17 protein-coding genes, 1 tRNA gene and 2 pseudogenes are annotated in these 18736 nt (G+C 62.3%); 7 read left to right on the top strand and 13 right to left on the bottom strand.

The window, feature by feature from the left end; all coding sequences use genetic code 11:
* Positions 1-168 precede the first annotated feature (168 nt).
* Together KR767_RS09445 and KR767_RS09440 are read left to right on the top strand one after the other, a co-directional pair.
* Positions 169-3447: an nSTAND1 domain-containing NTPase gene (locus KR767_RS09445; RefSeq protein WP_166950506.1), complete on the top strand. Its 3279-nt coding sequence runs from the start codon at positions 169-171 to the stop codon at positions 3445-3447.
* Complete coding sequence (locus KR767_RS09440) at positions 3444-3827, top strand: hypothetical protein (protein WP_250878930.1); 384 nt, start codon at positions 3444-3446, stop codon at positions 3825-3827. Before KR767_RS09445 ends, KR767_RS09440 begins: the two co-directional genes overlap by 4 nt.
* Positions 3828-3909: 82 nt before the next feature.
* Here KR767_RS09440 and KR767_RS09435 read toward each other — a convergent pair whose 3' ends face one another.
* The 6 genes from KR767_RS09435 to KR767_RS09410 form a co-directional block, all read right to left on the bottom strand.
* Positions 3910-4464, bottom strand: a complete 555-nt coding sequence (locus KR767_RS09435) for a YbhB/YbcL family Raf kinase inhibitor-like protein (RefSeq protein ID WP_250878929.1) — start codon at positions 4462-4464, stop codon at positions 3910-3912.
* 59 nt (positions 4465-4523) lie between these two features.
* The gene (locus tag KR767_RS09430) at positions 4524-5333 is read right to left on the bottom strand and encodes a helix-turn-helix transcriptional regulator (protein WP_166950512.1); all 810 of its coding nucleotides are present in this window, start codon (positions 5331-5333) and stop codon (positions 4524-4526) included.
* 127 nt (positions 5334-5460) lie between these two features.
* The gene (locus KR767_RS09425; RefSeq protein WP_250878928.1) at positions 5461-8364 is read right to left on the bottom strand and encodes a TonB-dependent receptor; all 2904 of its coding nucleotides are present in this window, start codon (positions 8362-8364) and stop codon (positions 5461-5463) included.
* A 127-nt stretch (positions 8365-8491) separates the two neighbouring features.
* Positions 8492-9460: a FecR family protein gene (locus KR767_RS09420; RefSeq protein ID WP_250878927.1), complete on the bottom strand. Its 969-nt coding sequence runs from the start codon at positions 9458-9460 to the stop codon at positions 8492-8494.
* Between the two features lie 85 nt (positions 9461-9545).
* Positions 9546-10043 carry an RNA polymerase sigma factor gene (locus KR767_RS09415; protein WP_250878926.1) on the bottom strand — a complete coding sequence of 166 codons (498 nt, stop codon included), beginning with the start codon at positions 10041-10043 and terminating at the stop codon, positions 9546-9548.
* A 54-nt stretch (positions 10044-10097) separates the two neighbouring features.
* A complete protein-coding gene (locus KR767_RS09410) occupies positions 10098-10514 on the bottom strand; it encodes a hypothetical protein (RefSeq protein ID WP_250878925.1) in 417 nt (138 codons plus the stop codon).
* On the opposite strand from KR767_RS09410, the gene KR767_RS09405 reads away from it, so the two are divergent.
* A complete protein-coding gene (locus KR767_RS09405) occupies positions 10513-11895 on the top strand; it encodes a serine hydrolase (protein WP_250878924.1) in 1383 nt (460 codons plus the stop codon). The genes KR767_RS09410 and KR767_RS09405 overlap by 2 nt on opposite strands.
* 130 nt (positions 11896-12025) lie before the next feature.
* Here the strand turns inward: KR767_RS09405 and KR767_RS09400 are convergent, their stop codons facing one another.
* Positions 12026-12529, bottom strand: a complete 504-nt coding sequence (locus KR767_RS09400; protein ID WP_250878923.1) for a hypothetical protein — start codon at positions 12527-12529, stop codon at positions 12026-12028.
* 630 nt (positions 12530-13159) lie between these two features.
* Between KR767_RS09400 and KR767_RS09395 the strand changes: the two genes are divergently transcribed.
* Entirely contained in the window at positions 13160-14035 is an 876-nt protein-coding gene (locus KR767_RS09395) for an MASE1 domain-containing protein (RefSeq protein ID WP_250878922.1), read from the top strand.
* 20 nt (positions 14036-14055) lie between these two features.
* On the opposite strand, the gene KR767_RS09390 is transcribed toward KR767_RS09395, so the two are convergent.
* Positions 14056-14496 (bottom strand): hypothetical protein, encoded by a 441-nt coding sequence (locus KR767_RS09390; RefSeq protein ID WP_166950528.1) that lies wholly within the window; start codon positions 14494-14496, stop codon positions 14056-14058.
* An 83-nt stretch (positions 14497-14579) separates the two neighbouring features.
* Between KR767_RS09390 and KR767_RS09385 the strand changes: the two genes are divergently transcribed.
* From KR767_RS09385 to KR767_RS09375, 3 genes are all read left to right on the top strand, one after another.
* Positions 14580-14846 carry a hypothetical protein gene (locus KR767_RS09385; RefSeq protein ID WP_250878921.1) on the top strand — a complete coding sequence of 89 codons (267 nt, stop codon included), beginning with the start codon at positions 14580-14582 and terminating at the stop codon, positions 14844-14846.
* A gap of 109 nt (positions 14847-14955) precedes the next feature.
* Positions 14956-15354, top strand: a complete 399-nt coding sequence (locus tag KR767_RS09380; protein WP_250878920.1) for a lysozyme inhibitor LprI family protein — start codon at positions 14956-14958, stop codon at positions 15352-15354.
* Positions 15355-15863: 509 nt separating this feature from the next.
* Complete coding sequence (locus KR767_RS09375) at positions 15864-16511, top strand: hypothetical protein (RefSeq protein WP_166950534.1); 648 nt, start codon at positions 15864-15866, stop codon at positions 16509-16511.
* Between the two features lie 84 nt (positions 16512-16595).
* Here KR767_RS09375 and KR767_RS09370 read toward each other — a convergent pair.
* The 5 genes and pseudogenes from KR767_RS09370 to rplM all read right to left on the bottom strand — a co-directional run.
* A pseudogene (locus KR767_RS09370) lies at positions 16596-17247 on the bottom strand (IS3 family transposase); the annotation flags it as partial.
* A 162-nt stretch (positions 17248-17409) separates the two neighbouring features.
* Positions 17410-17541: pseudogene (locus KR767_RS21390) on the bottom strand (DUF6538 domain-containing protein); the annotation flags it as partial.
* Positions 17542-17631: 90 nt separating this feature from the next.
* A tRNA-Gln gene (locus tag KR767_RS09365) sits at positions 17632-17705 on the bottom strand.
* Positions 17706-17759: 54 nt separating this feature from the next.
* Positions 17760-18152 carry a 30S ribosomal protein S9 gene (gene rpsI, locus KR767_RS09360; RefSeq protein WP_166950536.1) on the bottom strand — a complete coding sequence of 131 codons (393 nt, stop codon included), beginning with the start codon at positions 18150-18152 and terminating at the stop codon, positions 17760-17762.
* A 9-nt stretch (positions 18153-18161) separates the two neighbouring features.
* Positions 18162-18590 carry a 50S ribosomal protein L13 gene (gene rplM, locus KR767_RS09355; protein ID WP_144916172.1) on the bottom strand — a complete coding sequence of 143 codons (429 nt, stop codon included), beginning with the start codon at positions 18588-18590 and terminating at the stop codon, positions 18162-18164.
* Positions 18591-18736: the final 146 nt, after the last annotated feature.

Below are 18736 nucleotides of genomic sequence, written 5' to 3'. Positions count from 1 at the left end.
GGCAGCGGGAAACCAGGCATTGGGGGGAATCCATGGGAGGCGACAGTGGGCACACCCTCGGGGTGAGGGCCCTTTCGCGTCCTTCCGGAAACCTTACGGTTTGCAAAACCCTTTAGACACGGGGACTTACCGCTGCGCCTTTTTCGAGGTGGCGGCGGAAGGGAAGACATGCAAAGCAGCGAAGATCCGGCGTTCTTCAGCTTCGGTGACTGGACCGTGCGGCCGTCCCAGCGCAGCATCGAGCGGCAGGACGAGCGTGTTGTCCTGGAGCCGAAGTTGATCGACGTGCTCACCTACCTGGCCGGTACCGGCGGGGAAGTGGTGAGCACCGAGCAGTTGCTGGCCGCCTGCTGGCGGGGCACGTTCTATGGCGACAACCCGGTCCACAAGACCATGGCCCTGCTGCGCAAGGCGCTCCAGGACGACGCCCGCTCGCCCCGCTACATCGCCACCGTGCGCAAGCGCGGCTACCAGGTGGTGGCGAAGGTGGCCTTCGCCGACGCCCGCGAGCGCGCCACGGTCAGCCGGCGCAGCTGGAACGACGGCTCGCCCTTCCGCGGCCTGCTGGCCTTCGGCAGCGACGACCGCGACGTCTTCTTCGGCCGCGCCCGCGCCACGGCGGAACTGCTGCGGGCGATCCGTCGCAGCGACGCCGATGGCTGCGCCTTCGTGCTGGTGGCCGGCCCGAGCGGCTGCGGCAAGTCGTCGCTGGTGCAGGCGGGTATCGTGCCGGCGCTGCTGGGCGAGGCCGGTCACGATGGCCTGCGCGCCACGGCCTGGACCTCGTTCGTGGCCCGCACTCCTACTTCGCCGCTGGTGGATACCCTGGCCGGTGCGCTGTGCCGCTGGGCACCGGGGGGCCGCCCTGTCTTCGTGGACAGCGAGCGCCCGGCCCTGGGCAAGGCGCTGGTGAACGACCTCGACTTTGTCATCGAACGCATCGAGCGCGAGGTGCCAGCGGGCAACGGCCGCCTGTTGCTCGTGGTCGATGCCATGGAGGGCCTGCTCACCCAGGCTTCCGAGCAGGTCACGGCGACCATTGCCGCCCTCGACCGCCTGGCGCGCAGTGGCCGGGTCATCGTGCTCGGCACCTGCCGCAACGATTTCTATCCACAGCTCATGGCCATCCCCGGCCTGCTGGCCCTGAAGCACGACGGCGGCAGCTACGACCTCGCGCCGCCGACGCAGGGCGAGATGGCCCAGATCATCCGCCTTCCCGCCCGCGCGGCCGGCCTGCACTTCGGGCGCGACCCGCACGGCGAGCGCATGCTCGACGACGTGCTGCTGGAAGCAGCCTGCCGCCATGTCACCGCCCTGCCCCTGCTCCAGTACACCTTGCAGGCGCTGTACGAGGCCAAGGATGAAGACGGTACGCTGACCTTCGCCGCCTACGAGGCCATGGGTGGACTGGAGGGCGCGCTGGCCCAGCGCGCCGAGCGTATCCACGACAGTCTGGATGCCCGCGCCATCCGCGCCTTCCCTCGTCTGTTGCACCGGCTGGTGGCCGTGGCCGGCGATGGTGACGGTGTCACCGCGCGCACGGTGCGCTGGATCGACATCGACGATGACGAGCAGCACGCCGTACGCCAGCTGATCGACGCCCGCCTGCTGGTCAGCCTGCTGGAAGACGACGAACCCTGCTTCACGCTCGCCCACGAAGCCTTGCTGCGCCACTGGCCCCGCGTGGCCGAGTGGGTGCAGACGCATCGTGCCGACCTGCGCGCACGGGCACGCATCGCCGAGATGGCCGCGCGCTGGTCCACCGAAGGCCAGCGCCGCGAGCATCTGATTCCGCGCGGCCAGCTGCTGGCCGACGCAAAGCGGCTGTCACGCGAGGCGCATCCGCCACTGGATGCCACGCAGGCGCGCTTCATCGGCCTGTCGCTGCGTCAGGCCCGCTTCACCATGATGACCCTGGCGGGCATGGCCGCCGCCATCGCGGTGCTGGCCCTGATCTCCACCTTCGCGGCGGTGAACGCACGCAAGGCCGAGCGCCACGCGGAAGCACGTCGTGCCGATGCCGAGTCGCTGCTGGACTTCATGCTCGGTGACATGAATGAACGCCTGGATGCCCTGGGTCGTCTCGACCTGCTCGACGAGGTGACCCATCGCGCCATGCAGGTGATGGGCGGCCACGACTGGAAGAGCGATGCGCCCGACGCGGTGCTGCGCCAGGCCAAGGCATTGCGCGAGATCGGCGAGATCCGCTTTGCGCGTGGTGACAGCGACGGTGCCATCGAAGCGTTCCAGAACGCCGACACGAGTCTCGTGCATCTGGTCGCCGGTCACCCCGACCAGGCGGAGGCCTATGCGGAGCGCGGCAAGCTTGCCTACTGGCGCGGCCAGATCGCTTTCGGACGGGGCAAGACCGACGAGACCGCGAAGGAATGGAACAACTACCTGGAACAGGCCACGCTGCGCGCGAAGCTTGAGCCAGACGTGCCCGATGCCTGGCTCGAACTTTCCTACGCACACAACTGCCTGGGCTCGCTCGCACAACGCACCAACCACGCCGAAGATGCCACCCGTGAGTTCGAGCTGTCATCGTCGCTGAAGCGGCGCGTGCTCGGCATGCAGCCCACCGATCGCAAGACCTGGCTGGAGCTGGCCGACACCATGGGCTGGGAAGCCAGCGTGGAACAGCAGCGCGGCAAGCTGCGCGATACGCTAAGCCATTACATGCAGGAGCGCGAAGCCGTGCTCGCCGCGCGTGAATCCGGTGACCCCACCAACCTGTGGCTTTATCGCCGCGCACTCGCCGACCTGCATGTGGCCCGCGCGCATGCTGACCTCGGCATGGTGGTGCAGGCCGAATCCGATTACACCGCCGCAGCCACCACGTTTGCGCAGCTGGTGCGCGATGTTCCCGACAACCGCAAATGGCAGCGCGATCTCGCGCTCACCCGTTCGCAGCAGGGCTGGCTTGCGTACGGTGTCGGCGACACGGCGCTTGCGCTGCGCCGGTACGCCGATGCAGGCGACATGCTGCAGAAGCTACTGGCCGTGGATGCGAAAGTGAGCGACTGGCGCACGCTGCTGGCCGTGAACCGCACGTGGGAAAGCATGGCCCACCTGCGCATGGGCGAACTGGTGCCCGCTGCCGCTGCCGTGAACGAAGCCCTGGGCCTGTTCGGCGACGTGCCGGCCACGGCCGCTTCCAACCGTGTACTGCGCGCGCTGGCCGACATGACCGCGGGCGAGATTGCCCGCCAACAGGGCGATGCCGGCACCGCATCGACCCATCTGGACCGTGCACTTACCGAATTGCGTCCACGTGCCGAGAAGAGCACGGACCCACGCGTTCTCGACCCTTATGTGAGGGTCGCGACACTTCTTGGCCACCAGGATGAGGCCGCTCCATATCTGGAACGTCTGCGGCAGTCTGGATACCGCTCGCCGGCGTTCGAGATGTTCGTCAATCACTCAAACCAGGGGAAGATTCAATGAGCCACATCGAAGTGACGCTCACCGTCGTGGAGACCGGTTCGGTCCATGCGACGCAGGGCTTTCGCAAGACGCGCGACGAGAAGTACCACTACAAGTTCGATCCCGAGATCGTGAACGTGACCGAGTGCAACACGACGGTACGCTACCAGCTGGCGAAAGAGTGCAGCCAGAAAGGCTATACCGTCGCAAACCTGTATGCCACGCCGAACACCCAGCTCAGCGAACCCACGGTCGGCGAGTGCGGAAGCTACATCGAGGTGACCCACTCGAATACGCATCAGTGCCTGCTCAGTGTCCTGGTCACCGTGAATGACAGCGAGAAGGGCCTGGCCCAGTGCGATCCGCAGATGACGAATGATCCGCCCCCGGGCGGTTACTGATCCAGGTTGAGCGTGTCGGCAGCCCTGGTGGGTGCCGACACGGTTTTGCGGTCGCGGACGAGGTCCGCTCCTACAGGGTGGGTCAGCGACCGTAGGTGGCCTGGATCGAGGCGCTGCCTAGTGCGTTGCCGTGGATCATGTAGCCGATCATGGCGGCCGAGGCGTCTTTAGGCACATCCAGGCGCGGCACTTTCAGTGCGTAGACGGTGACGATGTAGCGGTGCGGCTTGTCGCCCACCGGCGGGCAGGCGCCGCCGAAGCCGGGGGTGCCGTAGTCCGTGCGTCCCTGTACCGTGCCTTTGGGCAACGCGTTGCCGCTGGCATCGCCCACACCTTCGGCGAGCGCATGCGTGCCTGCGGGAAGATCGATCGCGACCCAGTGCCACCAGCCGGAACCGGTCGGTGCATCTGGATCGTAGACGGTGACGGCAAAGCTGCGCGTGCCGGCCGGCTCGCCCTTCCATGACAGCGCAGGCGAGCGATTGCCGCCTTCGCAACCGAAACCGTTGAAGACCTGTGCGACCTTGAGCGTGCCGCCATCCGTGAGCGATGTGCTGGATAGCGCGAACTCGGCGGCGGAAGTGACGGGTGCAATGACGAAGCAGGCCAGCGCGCCGAACGTACGGATAAATGACATGGGAGTGCCCTCGATCAGTGGAATCGTGGGCACATGATCGCGAGCGACGCGCGCTTGGATTAGCCGTTTTCCGTCAACGGCTGTGCGGTTTCTTTCAGACGTGAGCGCACCACCGAAGGCGCCACGCCCCAGCGCTGATGGAAGGCCGCCGAGAACCGGCTATGCGAATCCCATCCGCAACGCCGCGCCACTTCGCTGACCGGCAAGGCCGTGGTCTGCAACATGCCCAGGGCGCTTTCGAGACGCACCTCGCGCACGAGGGCGGCCAGGGTGACGTCGCTGGATTCCAGGCGCCGCCGCAATGTCGATTCGCTGACATGAAAGGACGCCGCCAGTGCCGCTACGTTCCACTCGCCATGCGGGCGCTGGGCTACCAACCGCCGCACGCGATCAGGCCAGTCGAGCGCCTCGCCGGGCACGAAGCGCCAGCCGCGCTCGGCCAGCAGGATCAGCACTTCCATGATCCGGTGCTTGAGCAGCGCGTCGGAAAGGGGGCGGGCCTCCGAGATTGGCAGCGTGCGGCGCATGGCATCCATCAGTTCATCGTCCACACGCAGGCGATGGGCCGACGTGACCGGGACGGTGCCCGCCGCGACCGGCAGTTTGTCGAACTCCCGCAGGATATCGTCACCTGGCGTGAGCGCGATGGTTTCATAACAATGCTGCCCGGCGGGGTCGTTGACCACGTCCCACTGCGTGCCTCGCGCCACCAGGAGCCCTTCCGAAGGCAGGGCCTCGATGCTTTCCGCGTCCGTATACAGGCCCTTGCGCCCGAGTATGACGGCCACGAAAAAATGCTGGTGAATGGCCAGCGTGCGGATGCGGTAGCGCTGCACCGCGATGACGCGGGCGCCGGAATGAAGTTCCATACGGATACGGCCTCGGTATAGCCGGCGATGCTAGCCGAGGCCGGGCCGGTGCGTCACGCAGCGGGTCGAATGGCCCGGCAGCGCAGGCGGACGTAGCCTGCCCGCCAGATGCCGGCCCCCCTCCTTCTCAGTATCGCCAGGTGACGGCAAGCCGGGCCGTACGACCGGGGGCGGGCATGACACCCAGGGCCAGCGGGTCCAGGTAGTAGCGGTCCGTAGCGTTGTCGAGGTTCAGGTCCACGGCAACCTGGTCGTTGAACGCATAGCTGGCGAAGAGATCGACGATGGTCGCCGAGCGATACAGCTGCTGGATGGCCGAAAGACCGACGTTCCATTCCTTGTCCAGCTTGCTGATGGGCCCTGCGTTATGCACGACACGTGTGCCAAAGGTAAGCCGCTGGTCGAGCAGCCGTGATCCCAGTGTAAGGTTCACGTTGTAGCGCGGAGGGTTCTGCGTGTTGCTGTACGAGCCTTCGAAACCACCGTCCACGCAGTTGGGGGTGCCCAGCAGCTCGTCGATGCCCCATTTCGCACCGTAGGATCGACGCTCGGCGGCGATATCCGGCGCGCAGGTCTTTGCCTTGAAGTAATAGTGTGCGGAAAGATCGGCGAAGACCTTGCCACTGTCGTAGTTTGACTGGAATTCAAGACCCGACACCTTGAAGCGATCCACGTTGCGGATCAGGCCGGCCGACAGCGTGCGGTAGTCACGGGTGATCAGGTCATCGATACGGGTGTTGAAATAGGCCATCTTGAGCGCAAGGCGATCGTTGCCGGTGAACACGTCACGTTTGACCGTTCCGGCGCCTGCCTCCCAGGTATGCGCCCGTTCGGGCTTCAGCTCACCCGTGGGCTTGGCCGCCGTGAAAAGCCCTAACGTGGTCTCGAACAGGCTCGGCAGCTTCAAGCCTTCGGCGTACCGGGCGTACACCATCGAGTCGCCATCGAAGTGATAGGTCACGCTTGCCGTCGGTGTAAGCGCGGTGTCGCGACGATGGATCTTCTGCGACCAGGTCCAGCTGACCGGCACGCTCAGGTCCTGGGGCTTGCCAGCGCTGTAGAAGTTCCAACCCGCAATATCGCCCACGGTGCCCTGCTTGTAGGGAGAGGCACGCAGTGATTCCTCCGTGAAGTTGCCATTGGCATCCGGATACCAGTTCAATAATGCAATGCGCTTGCCACGCAGGGGCCTGGACGGATCACCACTGAGCAGCTCGGTGTAGCGGTACTTGCCAATGACGCCGTACTGATCCGGCGTGGCGAGGCTGTTGCGGTCATGCACGTCCATCTGGCTCCAGCGACCACCCACCAGCACTTCCCAGTGATCATCCGGCTCCCATTTCACCGAGGCCACCGCGCTGTACTCCTTGCGATAGGCGTTACGCAGGAAGCGGTTGTTGACGAGGTCGTCATGCATGACCGGGGAATGTTCACCGGGCCCCACGTCCTCATCGGTATAGGCCACACCATAGTCCATGGTGAACACGCCAGCGGCGGATTCCAGCCGCGAGGTATTGGTCACGTCAAGTCCAAAGCGACGCTGGTGCTGGGCATTGCGATAGGCCGACTTGTAGCCCGGATCGGTATTGAACGACGGGCCGTCATACCATTCGGTACGACGATCGAAGTACCACGGCGTGATGCCCGTGAGTCCGTTGTACATCAGGCTGTCGGCATCGGTGTACCAGAGGTTGGCACGAAGATCGACGAGGGGGCTCTCCGGCTTGAAGCGATAACGCAGGTTATAGCTGTCCATGTCGATATGGCCCGGGTCCCATTGCGGAACGCGGTCGCGATTCACCCGGATGATCTGCGAGGCCATGATTTCGCCGGCCGATCCCTTGTAGTGGCGATAGCCTGCTTCAAGGGTCTGCTCGTCGTCGATGCGCCAGGTGCCCTTGAGCAGCGTCGATTCCGAACGGGAGGAGGTATTGAAGACTTCCGTTTTCGGTGGATTCAACGTGGCCAGCGTGCGCGGCTTCTGCGGAAAGTCGTCATACCCATGCTTGCCGGAGAAGTAGTTTCCCGTGTCGCGCCACGCATAGGCTGCGAGCAGGTCGACGCTGTTCCAGCGCCCGGCAACGGCAAGATTGGCGAACTGATTGCCGGTGGCATTGCGATCGGTGCGCGGCATGGCGCTGTAGGCCGGCAGGTTGTTGGCGCTGTTGTTAGCAATGCCCGTACGCAGGCGAAAACCCGTATCGTGGCCGTCCCTCAATACATCGGCAACATTCAGCGTTTCCATCTCGACTACACCGCCGATGCCACCCGAGGCATTGGCCTGGAGACTGGGTCCCTTCGTGATGGTGATATTGGAAATGAGGTCCGGATCGAGGTAGGTGCGCTGCGACTGGCCTGCGTAACCCCGGTAGGTGTCCATCGTGGACTGGCCGCCATCGATGATGACCGGGACACGGCCCTGGCCCTGGATGCCACGGATGTTCACGTCCAGCGCATTGCCTACGCGCGGATCGCCCGCCGTGACACCGGCTACACCCTTGACGATGTCGGCCGTCGACGTGCCGCGGAAGCGTTCGATCGTGGTGCGGTCGATGTAGGCGCTGGATCCCGCGTTGCGATACGGTGCCAGTGTGCGTGCAGTATTTCCGCCATCGCCGCCCTTCGCGCCACCGGATACGCTGAGCATATCGGTCACGACGACGCCGTCCTCGCCCTTGGCCGCTTTTTCCAGCGTGACGGCGCCCTCGCCGACCTGGCGGACAACAAGGCCGCTGCCCTTCAGCATGCGCGCAAGTGCCGTCGTTGCATCAAGTTCGCCGCGAACGGCGCTGGACGTGACACCTTCGGCAAGCGTGGCGGGATAGGCCACCTGCTGGCCCGACTGGCGCATCCAGCTGCGCAGCGCGTCGGCCAGCGGTTGTGCGGGGATATCGAAATGCTGCGAGGTTGCAGCCGCCGCCGGCGCGGCGTACACGCTGACCGGGTAGCCAGCACCCGCAAGCACGGCAGCCAACGCGAGACAAAGGAACGACGGACGCGGCAAGCGGTCCGGGCGAAGCGGAGTGAACATGGAAAAACCCTGTCGAAGGAACGTCACCACCCGCGATGCACGCGGGCACGTCGAAAGCACTGGCGGCGGCGGGTACCTTCAAAGCCTTAGACGAACGGGAAACGGATTCCCCCAAGCCCATGTCCAGTCAGTGCGTGCGCGATGCCACGCTGACGACGGCGATGCCCAGCGGCAGACGCGTCACGGTGAGGCCCGCCGTGGCGGCGAGCACATCCAGTGCCTGTTCCGGATGATCGATACGGAAAGCCACGTTCACCCGTGCCAGCTTCGAGATATCGCCACGGATGAAGATCGGTCCCTGTCGATAGCGGCCGATACGGTCGATGGCGTCGGCCACGCTGGTGCCATCGAGAAACAGCTCGCCCTGGCGCCATGCACCGACACGATCGGCAGGTACGTCCCCAAGCCGCTGCAATGGCGACGATGGCCCGTAGCTCACGCCCTGTCCCGTTTCCAGGGAGATCCAGTCATCGCCCTTGTGGGCTGAGACACGCACGCGCCCCTGTCCTACCACCGCTTCAACATGATCGGCATCCCGTGACACGACAAAGGCGGTGGAGATGTCTTCCACCACGCCACCAGCGGCATCGACGCTGAAGCGACGCAACACATCGGGTGCAACCTCGAACCAGGCACGACCGCTCAGCAACACAATGCGCCTTGCATTGCCGTCGTAATGCACGGCAATGGCACTCCCGGCATCGAGCACCGCCCGACTGCCATCGGGCAACATCACCGATGCGATGCCGTGACCGCTGCGGTAATCGGCGCGCAAGCGCAACCACGTTTCCGGCGCGACGAACCATGCCGCCAGCATCGCAGCAGCGGCAAAGGCGATGATCCTCCGGCGAGGTTTCCGCACGTGTGGCTTTGCCGACATCTCTGCACGCGGCGGACCGAAGCTACGCCACAGCACGCGCTCCTGTTCGAAGACGCGTCGGTGCCCGGGCCGGGCCAGCCACGTTTCGAAGGCCGCCATGCCGGAGTCGTCCACGCGATCCGAGGCCAGCCAGACAAGCCATATCCTCGCCTCGTCGGCAACGACGTCGGGCGATCCGGCGGGCGGCGTTTCCGGAAAGGAGATCGGCGGGCTCATGGGCTGGCAGTGGACAGGACGCGACCGCATCGCGGCCTATGGATCATAGACGTGCGACAACGGCGTTTCCCCCAAGGGTTTCGTATCAGCGCCCCTGCCGTGCCCAGGCAAGCCGCTGCAACGCTGCTCGCATGTGATTTTCCACGGTGGTCACCGATATCCCCTGGCGGCGGGCCACCTCGGCCTGGGTCAGGCCGTGCAGACGATGCAGCCGGAAGATCGTCCGGGTGGGCTCGGGAAGATGTCCTGCTGCGTCGAGCACCCGACGCAGCTCGTCCTGCGCCATGACCTGTTCCTCCGTGGAGATCACCTCGTCCGGTCCCCACAGGTAATTCTCCGCAAGCAGGCGCGCCCGGCGTGTACGCTCCCGGCCGTAATCCGTGGCGAGGTTGGTCGCCAGGCGATACAGATAGGCCCGGGGATTCTCGATCAACGGGGTGTCGTCCACGCCCCGCGCCTTGAACCAGATCGACTGGATCACGTCCTCGGCACCGCCGTCGGCACCCAGGATGCGCTGCACGAGCCGCAGCAATGCCGGGCGCTCGTGATGGAGAAGATGGGTCAGGGTGGAGGCGTTGGACATGAAACCGGGGCAGGACGACGGACAGGCCAGGACGCATGATAATGCGAATCAGTCTCATCGAGAAATGATTTGACGTGTCCCGGCGAACTGCCCGCTCATTTCCGGGCAAGCGCCTACAGGATGCCCGGCATGAGCGCCTTCGTCCGCTGCATGTATGGCTCGTAGGCCAATCCGAAATTCTCGCGCATCCAGCCAGTCCAGCGGACCACGGTGGAACCAGCCGCCCGGACCGATCAGGGCGATATCCGGGAACGGTTCCCTTGTTACTTCCGGCAGTCGTCCCGGATACGCCTTCCCCGACATGCTGGTAATTCGCGGCATGCCGGCCGCTTTCAGTCTTGATCGGACATCAGGGAGAACGATCATGAAACATCTGGCCGTCATGACATGTGCCGCCATTATGGCGATGGGAATGCTTCCGGCGAATGCATCGCCGCCGCCACCGGGTCCCGTTGCCAGTACGGCGACCATGGACACCGTGTTCCAGACGCTGGGCAGGAAGTTCGTGGATGCGGACCTTTCCGACGGACTCTCGCTGGCCGTGGTCAAGGATGGCAAGACCTGGTTCTATAACTTCGGCAGCAAGGTGCGTGGATCACAGCAGGCACCCACGGAACAGACCGCCTACGAAATCGCATCCATCACGAAGGTATTCACCTCGCTGATCCTCGCGCATGCCGTGCTGGAAGGGAAAATCGATCCCAACGCGGATATCCGGAAATACCTGCCGCCCGGCTATCCGCAACTGGCCTATGGCGATACACCCGTTACCGTTCTCCAACTGGCCAACACAACATCAGCACTGCCCGATAACCTGCCCGACATCAGCAAGGAACTGGCCGGCCTGCCGCAGGAAAAGATACCCGGCAGGATTCATGACTCATGGAACGGTTATACGTCGGAAAAATTCCTGGCCGACCTGAAACAGGCCCGGATCGACCGCAAACCCGGTACCGAACCACGTCATTCCAACGTCGCCGCGGAACTGCTCGGCCTCATCCTGGAACGAACCTACGGGGACAGCTACGCCAATCTTCTCTCGCGGTACGTGGAAAAGCCGCTGGACATGCGCCGCGGAACGGACGAGCAGACATCGGCGATGGCAACCGGTTACGACGAGAAGCATGCGGTGATGCCTCCGCTGCGTAGCGAAATCATCATGCCGGCCGGCGGCCTGCGTTACAGCACCGCCGACATGGCGAAGTTCCTTGCAGGTCAGCTAGCCGCGAAAGACCCGGCCATCGCGCTGTCGCAGAAAGCGACGTGGGGCGACGCCAAAAGCTTGGCCATCGGCTACAACTGGATACTCGACCGCACCATCGACGGCTCCCGACATCTGCGTACGTCGGGTGGATCCTTCGGCTTCTCCAGCTATATCGAGATGTATCCGGACAAGGGATACGGCATCGTCCTGTTTGCCAATCGATCAGGACAGGCACAGAACCAGCTGAGGGCACTGGCCGACGCCGCGTTCAAGCAGATCTTCGGCACACCCGCCGTACTGACGGCCTTGCACGATGTACTAGAAAAGGACGACTACCAGCACGTCGGCAACGTCGTGACGGGAGTACGCCGAAACTACCCTGGGATGAACCTCACCGAGGCCATGGTCAACCAGTGGGGTTATTCGCTGCTGTCGGCCAAGCGGAACGCACAAGCTATCGCCATGTTTGTCTACAACACGCAGCAATGGCCCAAGAGCGCGAATGCATTCGATAGCCTGGGCGAGGCGTATGAAAACGCCGGTGACAAGGACAAGGCCATCACCAGCTACCGGAAATCTCTTGCGCTGAATCCATCCAACGAACATGCAACTAACCGGCTCAAAGCGCTGGGCGACTCGTCAAAATAAACGGTGCTCATCGCCGAAGCAGGCAAAGGAACAGTGTTTTCAGCCTTGAGGAGGTAACCTCCGCTAGACACTGAGCACACCGGGCAACGAGCGCGGAACGCACTCGTTGCCATCGAAACGTCGGGATCGCCTAATTCAGATTGTTCGAGCAGAGCTTCCCTGCTTCGTGAGCCGTGACGCAATAGCTCGCCCCATAGGAAATGCTATCCCAGCCATCGTTACCCCCGGCAACCTGATGCCATTCGTATAGCCACGTTTGCCGTATGTCTGGTGTGCGATTAACGATCCGTATCTTCTCCCCATCCTCACCCTTTGCCGACAACGCAAGGGGAGGCCCATTGGGAACCGGCGAGCCCACGGTGAGCACCCCGACCTCATCATTCTCCGGCCGGGCCGGTGCCTCCACGGTGATCGTGATCTGCCCTACCCCAGCCGAAGCCAGTGATTTGTCACCCGCCTTCGTCATGGCCTCGTTACGCTGCTTGATCCAGGCAGCCCATTTCACGTAATGCTCCGACCCCGGCGCCAGTTCAAACGTCTGGCGGGACTGGATCAACGCGTATCCCGGATTGTTCGTTGTCGAGGGGAAAGCAAAAGCCGAGCCCGTAACACCTGACCATGCCAGGACGAGCATGGCTACTCCTTGCCTGCGAAGCTTCATCGGCACTCCAGATAGTGGTTGTACACACCCCGAGATATCGCTGGCCCAATCTACACTGAGGGCTGGCCTTCGCACCATGGCCTTACTGCCGCTCGGGAATTTCAGGGTCGAAGCAGATCCAACTGGATCACCCGCCTCCACATTCGCGCTTACCGAATGTGAATTATTAAAGTGCTTTTTAATAATGGTCGAGCTAATTAAAATTCGTTTTAGTGGGCTTCATGGCCCGGCTTACCTGGAACCACTATTCGCCACGGAACCGGCAGCTATGCGATCTCGCCAGTACGAAGATCCATGACGAAGCGACCGAGTGGCACCATCGTCTTACTCCGCACACCCAAGGATAGAACGCCGAATCATCTGGTTGTGACGTCGATGCCTGTGTTGCAGCCTGATGAAGGCACCGAACACGCGTATTTGGCAGGATCTCGCCACGAAACCCATTACATGCCAACTTCGGGCTGGATTCGTGGCATGCTTTTGAGATGGGGTGAAGGACCAAGTACCACCGACAACACCACGACCTAGGGGATGGGAGTGAAGGGAAGCACGGAGAAGTCACGCATTACGAGTCATACGCATTGGGCAATCTGGGGACAGCACGTGGCAATCGCCGCAGCCTATGCAGCCGCGTATGAAGTAGTTCGCCATTTTACCTATCCGCATTGGTCGCCCACCACGGGTCTGCGTCTGGATTGTTTGTTCCTGCTTCCCCTTCGTTACTGGCCGGCATTGGCTATCGGGGAGGCCCTGCCCACCATTGAAAATGCGTGGTTATGTGCCAGCGATCTCGGCATCCCATGGGCGGTATCGACTTCGGTTCCCTTGGTCGTGCTTTTCATGGGCTGCATGAAACCCTTGCGGCTGCGCTACTCACTTTACGATCACGGCGGCCGACTCCGCATGCCGCTTCTATTGAGTGCCACTCTGCTGTGTGCCCTCATCGCCTCAATCGCTATCTGCACGTCGCTACTGACCACCATGCTCCGCACGCCAGATGCGTGGCCACATCTATCGCTGATAAAGATGTTCTGGGCCTATACCTTGGGCCACTATCTGGGCGGCCTAACCCTCACGCCGATCATCCTCGCGCTGACTGAACGCGCACGGCAACTTCCTCGAATAACCTGGGCTGCGTTCTGGCATAGCCCTCTGCTTCGTGATGTGCTGCTGTGGATGCCGGTGTTAGCTGCCCTCGTGGGACTGGCTGTGACGACCACCGATGACACCGTGCGCCAAGTCGCTAGATTCGGCCTGTGTTGGCCAGCCATTGCCCTGGCATGGCGACATCACTGGCACGGGGCTGCGATCGGTGGATTTGGGGCCAGTGTGGCTCTGGCGATGACCGGCACGGCCTTTGTGGATCCGGTCATGCTTCGTGCACAGGTCATCCTCGCAATGGTGTTGTCCGGATTACTAGTGATAGGGGCCAGGGTCCCGCGGCCCGCACCGGCCGCGGTTCCTGCCAAGCGATTCTGAAGGCAACGCGGTTCGTCGCTTTACGGCCCGCGATTCGTGCAATTTTCGGGATGTGCTTGGCAATCGCCAGGCGCCACCATCATTCGCATCGTTCCGTCGGGCTGTGCCGAAGCCCGCACGGTCATTCCGTCGTCCTGATAAATGGCTTCACCCGTCGACGGCACATTAGGTGTGGTGATGATCGTCCAGCGATTCGCATCGACGCCAATCGGAAGCTCCAGGACTTGGCCGGCGATGTAAGCCACGGCCCCCCGCACCGTACCGTTTCCATCATTGATCTGGACGTAGCGCACGCCTTGCTTATCGAACACATACGCGTGAAAACGAGGGCTGGCACTGTAATCCGCACCATTTGGCCACGATTGACCTAACCCAGTTACCGGCGGCGTCGCCGCAAGGGCACCGGCGGCGAACATAGGCATCAGAACAGCGGCGAGGATACGGCGATGGACAGGACGCATAACGACTCCTTGTTGTGGTGGTATGTGTGGCACAAGCGTAGCCGAGTGGCGCCACGGTGCGCCTCTGCTGATGGTCAATCGCGATGACATCCATCCACGAGCCGCCGATGGCTGAAGTGCGGCTGGAGGTCGCCGCCTTGGACGTGGCGCTGGCGATCCAAGATTTTGACGGTGCGCGTTACCGCTCCCGACTGATTACCACGCTCGCCACCATTTATGGCATGGATGCCGTTTATGCTGCTGCACATGCCCTTCTGGATCAGTTGGGGCCGTCCAAAGCGAGCTCTCCTTCCAACTATGCGCAAGCAATGAAACGCCTGACTATCGCCCTGGATCAGATGCTGGAATGATCTGACACCTGAGTCGCCAACTGACCAGTATATGGTCAGCTATGTCACAAGAACCTGGATCTGGTCAGCAACCAAGAACTCGTCCTGTCACGCTTGAAAAGGAAGTCACATGCTTCGCTGGATCATCGGAATCGGTTTCGGTATGACCGTAGCTATCTCGGCATTCGGGCAGGAATCCCCTAGGCCAGTAGATAAGCCATTGCGCTCTACCTACTACGCCTGCGTCAAGGCCGCCCACGGCGTGACGCTGACACTGAACAACTGCGTCGGCGCGGAGCACGATTATCAGGACAAGCGTCTCAACGCGGCCTATCAAAAACTTCGTGCCAGCCTCTCGCAGGAGCAACGTACGGCGCTGCGGGATGAGGAACGAAGCTGGATCATCCATCGTGATAACGCATGCGCGCCTGATCCTCACGGAGGCACGGCCAATATGCTGGATTCCAATCAGTGCTTGTTGAATCAGACTGTCGAAAGGGCGATCGCGCTGGAAGATCGCACCCGGTAATCCGATGCCGTACAACTGCAAGGAGCTACGGCCTTCCGACCGTGCAACCCCTAAGCGTAGGTATGAGCCGTATTGATCACCTGGTGCTAAGCGGGGCTCACAGTAAATCAGGACTCAAGACCGGACCAGTACTAAAGATGAGGGGGCGTCGGCTCGAGAGCAGCGTGATGAACGACTAAAGGCGGAGGGCAAGTCCCAGAATCGGAAACCAGGCCGGAAAAAGGATACCGGGTGTTTCCCGGCAGAGGGAGGCAGCCTCGTTGTAAAAATCCCTTGCAGTGTTTTCGTCAAGCATCCGTTTCTCCTACTGTGTCATCAGACCCTTGCATAAGTTCTCGTTCGCGCCTGCGCGACATCGACAAGGCGTTCATGGCCTTTGCAATCGGACCGACGCCAACGTGGGCTCTTCGCTATCGGGCAAATTGTGCCTACCTGCCGGTTCAGCAAACCTCAGATGTGGTCAGATACGCTCGGCACTCGGTCACCACCGGCCACTTACAGGAGTTTCCATGCCCCTCTTCGTCGTATCCCGGCCCCTTCGCCGGACTGTCCTTTTGTCCCTGGCCACGTCTTGCGCCCTAGTCGCTGGCCTTGCCTTCCCGGCCCACGCCGCGCCCCCTTCCAACGTTCCGGCCAGCATCCAATCCCTGATGGAGGCCGGCGACACGGTCCTTGCCTTCCAGCCGGCAAAGCCCTTCGGAGCGGGCAGTGCTGGCGGCGCCCTCGTCGTTCGTCATGCCCAGCCCGACCCGAAAACCCAAAATACCTGCGAGCTATGGCTGATGAGTGCTACGGGTGCGACGTATGCTGTCTCGGCCAAAAATGGCGAGGTGATCGATTGTCGGTACAACGAGTCGGCCAAACAGGCCGACCCCATGGCTTTGTCCCACAACCTGACGGTCAGTCCCACGTCGGTCACCTATTTCAACGAACTGCCGCGCGGGGGGACCACCTATGCCTTTGCATGGGATGCGCAAAAACACGTCTGGCATCTGCAGCACGTCGAGGCCACATCTGTTGAAAACGGGGAGTCGGAGGTCATAGTCACCAAATCCGTCCTCGACTACCCCGCCACCCTGCCGCTGCTGACCATCGACGCGTTCTCACCGAAAGCCATTCGTGAGGCACTGCACATCCACCGCAGCATCGTGCACTAGGAGTCAGACATGCCCCAGTTCAATGAACGCTCCGCCCTGCTGCTCAAGCGCTTTTGAGCCCATCCCCAAATCGTTAGCACCTTTTCGAATCACCCTCGGTAGTCCGCGAGTGGCGGCTAGGCGGTCCATGACCCGCGTCACTCCTATGCCCGAGATGGCCCGCTCGATTTCGATGGCAACGGCCTCGTGCGTCGCGTCGTCGACGATCGTTAGGCATTTGATAACGCGGCCTTCGGCGGTGCGATCAAACACAAAATCGATGGACCACACCTAGTTGGCGGCTGTCGGACAAAACAGTGGTTGCCTTTCGGCCAACGGAACCTTCTTTCGCTTACGACGCCTCACCTGGAGGCTGGCTTCCTGATACAAGCGCTCGACTCGCTTGTAATTCACCATATACCCAGCCTGGCGAAGCTTTAGATAGATCATGCCCACGCCATAGCACTTATGGCGATTCGCCAGCGCGCAGATCATCTCACGGAGCTCCACGTTACGGTCGGGTCGTGGTTCGTAGCGGTACGCGCCAGCGCTCATGCCGGCAATCGCCAGCGATCGACGTTCGCTCAGTTCCCGGCTAACCAAATAGCGCACCAGCTCGCGCCGGTCCGGTGCGCTCACCATTTTTTCGCAGAGCGTCCTTGATGACCTCGTTCTCCAGAAGCTGCTCGGCCAGCAACTTCTTCAGGCGGCCGTTCTCCGCCTCCAGGTCCTTGAGCCGTTTAGCCTCGGGTACGCTATCGAGGTGATAGACCTCGTGTTCGCCATCAAGGAATCCCTGCACCAGTTCCGCCACTGAAGGCGGTGCCTTCCCTGCCATCCCGGCCCCCCCCTGTTGGCCGCGAAGTTGCCTGAAGGTCAAAGCATACTGCGCCGCCAAGCCTAGGGCGATGGCTTGGGCCATCACACGGTCATGGGTGCGGAGCGCCTTCTTGATGACTCGACGGCCGACGACGGGCTGGAGGTCTGCCGGCACGATGAGGCGAAAGGCGAAGCCGGAAGGGCAGTAGGTCAAATAGTTTGCAAATCGCATTGGTCTCTCAGCGAGTGACCCAGGCGTTGACCCACACCACCAAAAGCCCAAAAACAAAAAGGCCCTGAATAATCAGGGCCTTGATGCGTTTGGCTGGGAGACTAGGATTCGAACCTAGATAAACGGAGTCAGAGTCCGTTGTCCTACCGTTAGACGATCTCCCAATAAACCGGGATTCGATGCGCTCTGACCTTGAAGCACCGAATTTTGAAGCGTGATTAGCGCTTCGAGAACTGCGTAGCGCGGCGGGCCTTGTGGAGACCGACCTTCTTACGCTCGACTTCGCGAGCGTCGCGGGTCATGAAACCGGCCTTGCGCAGCGGCGACTTGAGCGCTTCGTCGTATTCGACGAGGGCGCGGGCGATGCCGAGGCGAATAGCGCCGGCCTGGCCCGTGATGCCGCCACCGGCGACGGTGACCATGATATCAAACTTTTCGACATTGTCGGTCAGCTCAAGCGGCTGGCGGACGATCATGCGCGAGGTTTCGCGGCCGAAGAAGATGTCGAGCGGCTTGCCGTTGACCACGATGCCACCGGTGCCCTTGCGGAGGAACACGCGGGCGGCGGAGGTCTTGCGGCGGCCGGTACCGTAATTCTGCTGGGTAGCCATGTCGGTTCCTTAGATTTCCAGCGCCTGCGGCTGCTGCGCGGTGTGCGGGTGCTCGGCACCGCCGTACACCTTGAGCTTGCGATACATCGCACGGCCCAGCGGGTTCTTCGGCAGCATGCCCTTGACGGCGATCTCGATCACGCGCTCCGGGTAGGTGGCCAGAAGATCCTTGAGGCTGGTGGTCTTCAGGTTACCGACGTAGCCGGTGAAGCGGTGGTACATCTTGTCGTCCAGCTTCGCACCGGTGACGGCGACCTTGCCGGCGTTGATCACGACGATGTAATCGCCGGTATCGACGTGCGGGGTGAACTCCGGCTTGTGCTTGCCGCGAAGGCGACGCGCGACCTCGGTCGAAAGACGACCCAGGGTCTTGTTCGTGGCGTCGATCACGAACCAATCGCGCTTGACGCTCTCCGGCTTGGCGCTGAACGTTTTCATTTCGAAAATACCTGGTTTGCCGCCTTGAGGGGCGGAACACGGAATCGGTGAAAGCAAAGACGGGAGAGAATAGCTGAAACTTCCCTCACCGTGCAAGCCCACCTAACCGGTGAGCTGCGGGCCGACAATCATAACATGATGACCGG

Origin of the sequence: Luteibacter anthropi, assembly GCF_023699965.1 — a bacterium.
GTDB lineage: Bacteria > Pseudomonadota > Gammaproteobacteria > Xanthomonadales > Rhodanobacteraceae > Luteibacter > Luteibacter anthropi.
The sequence above is the reverse complement of the archived record's forward strand: the minus strand, read 5'-3'. Positions and strand labels throughout refer to the sequence as shown.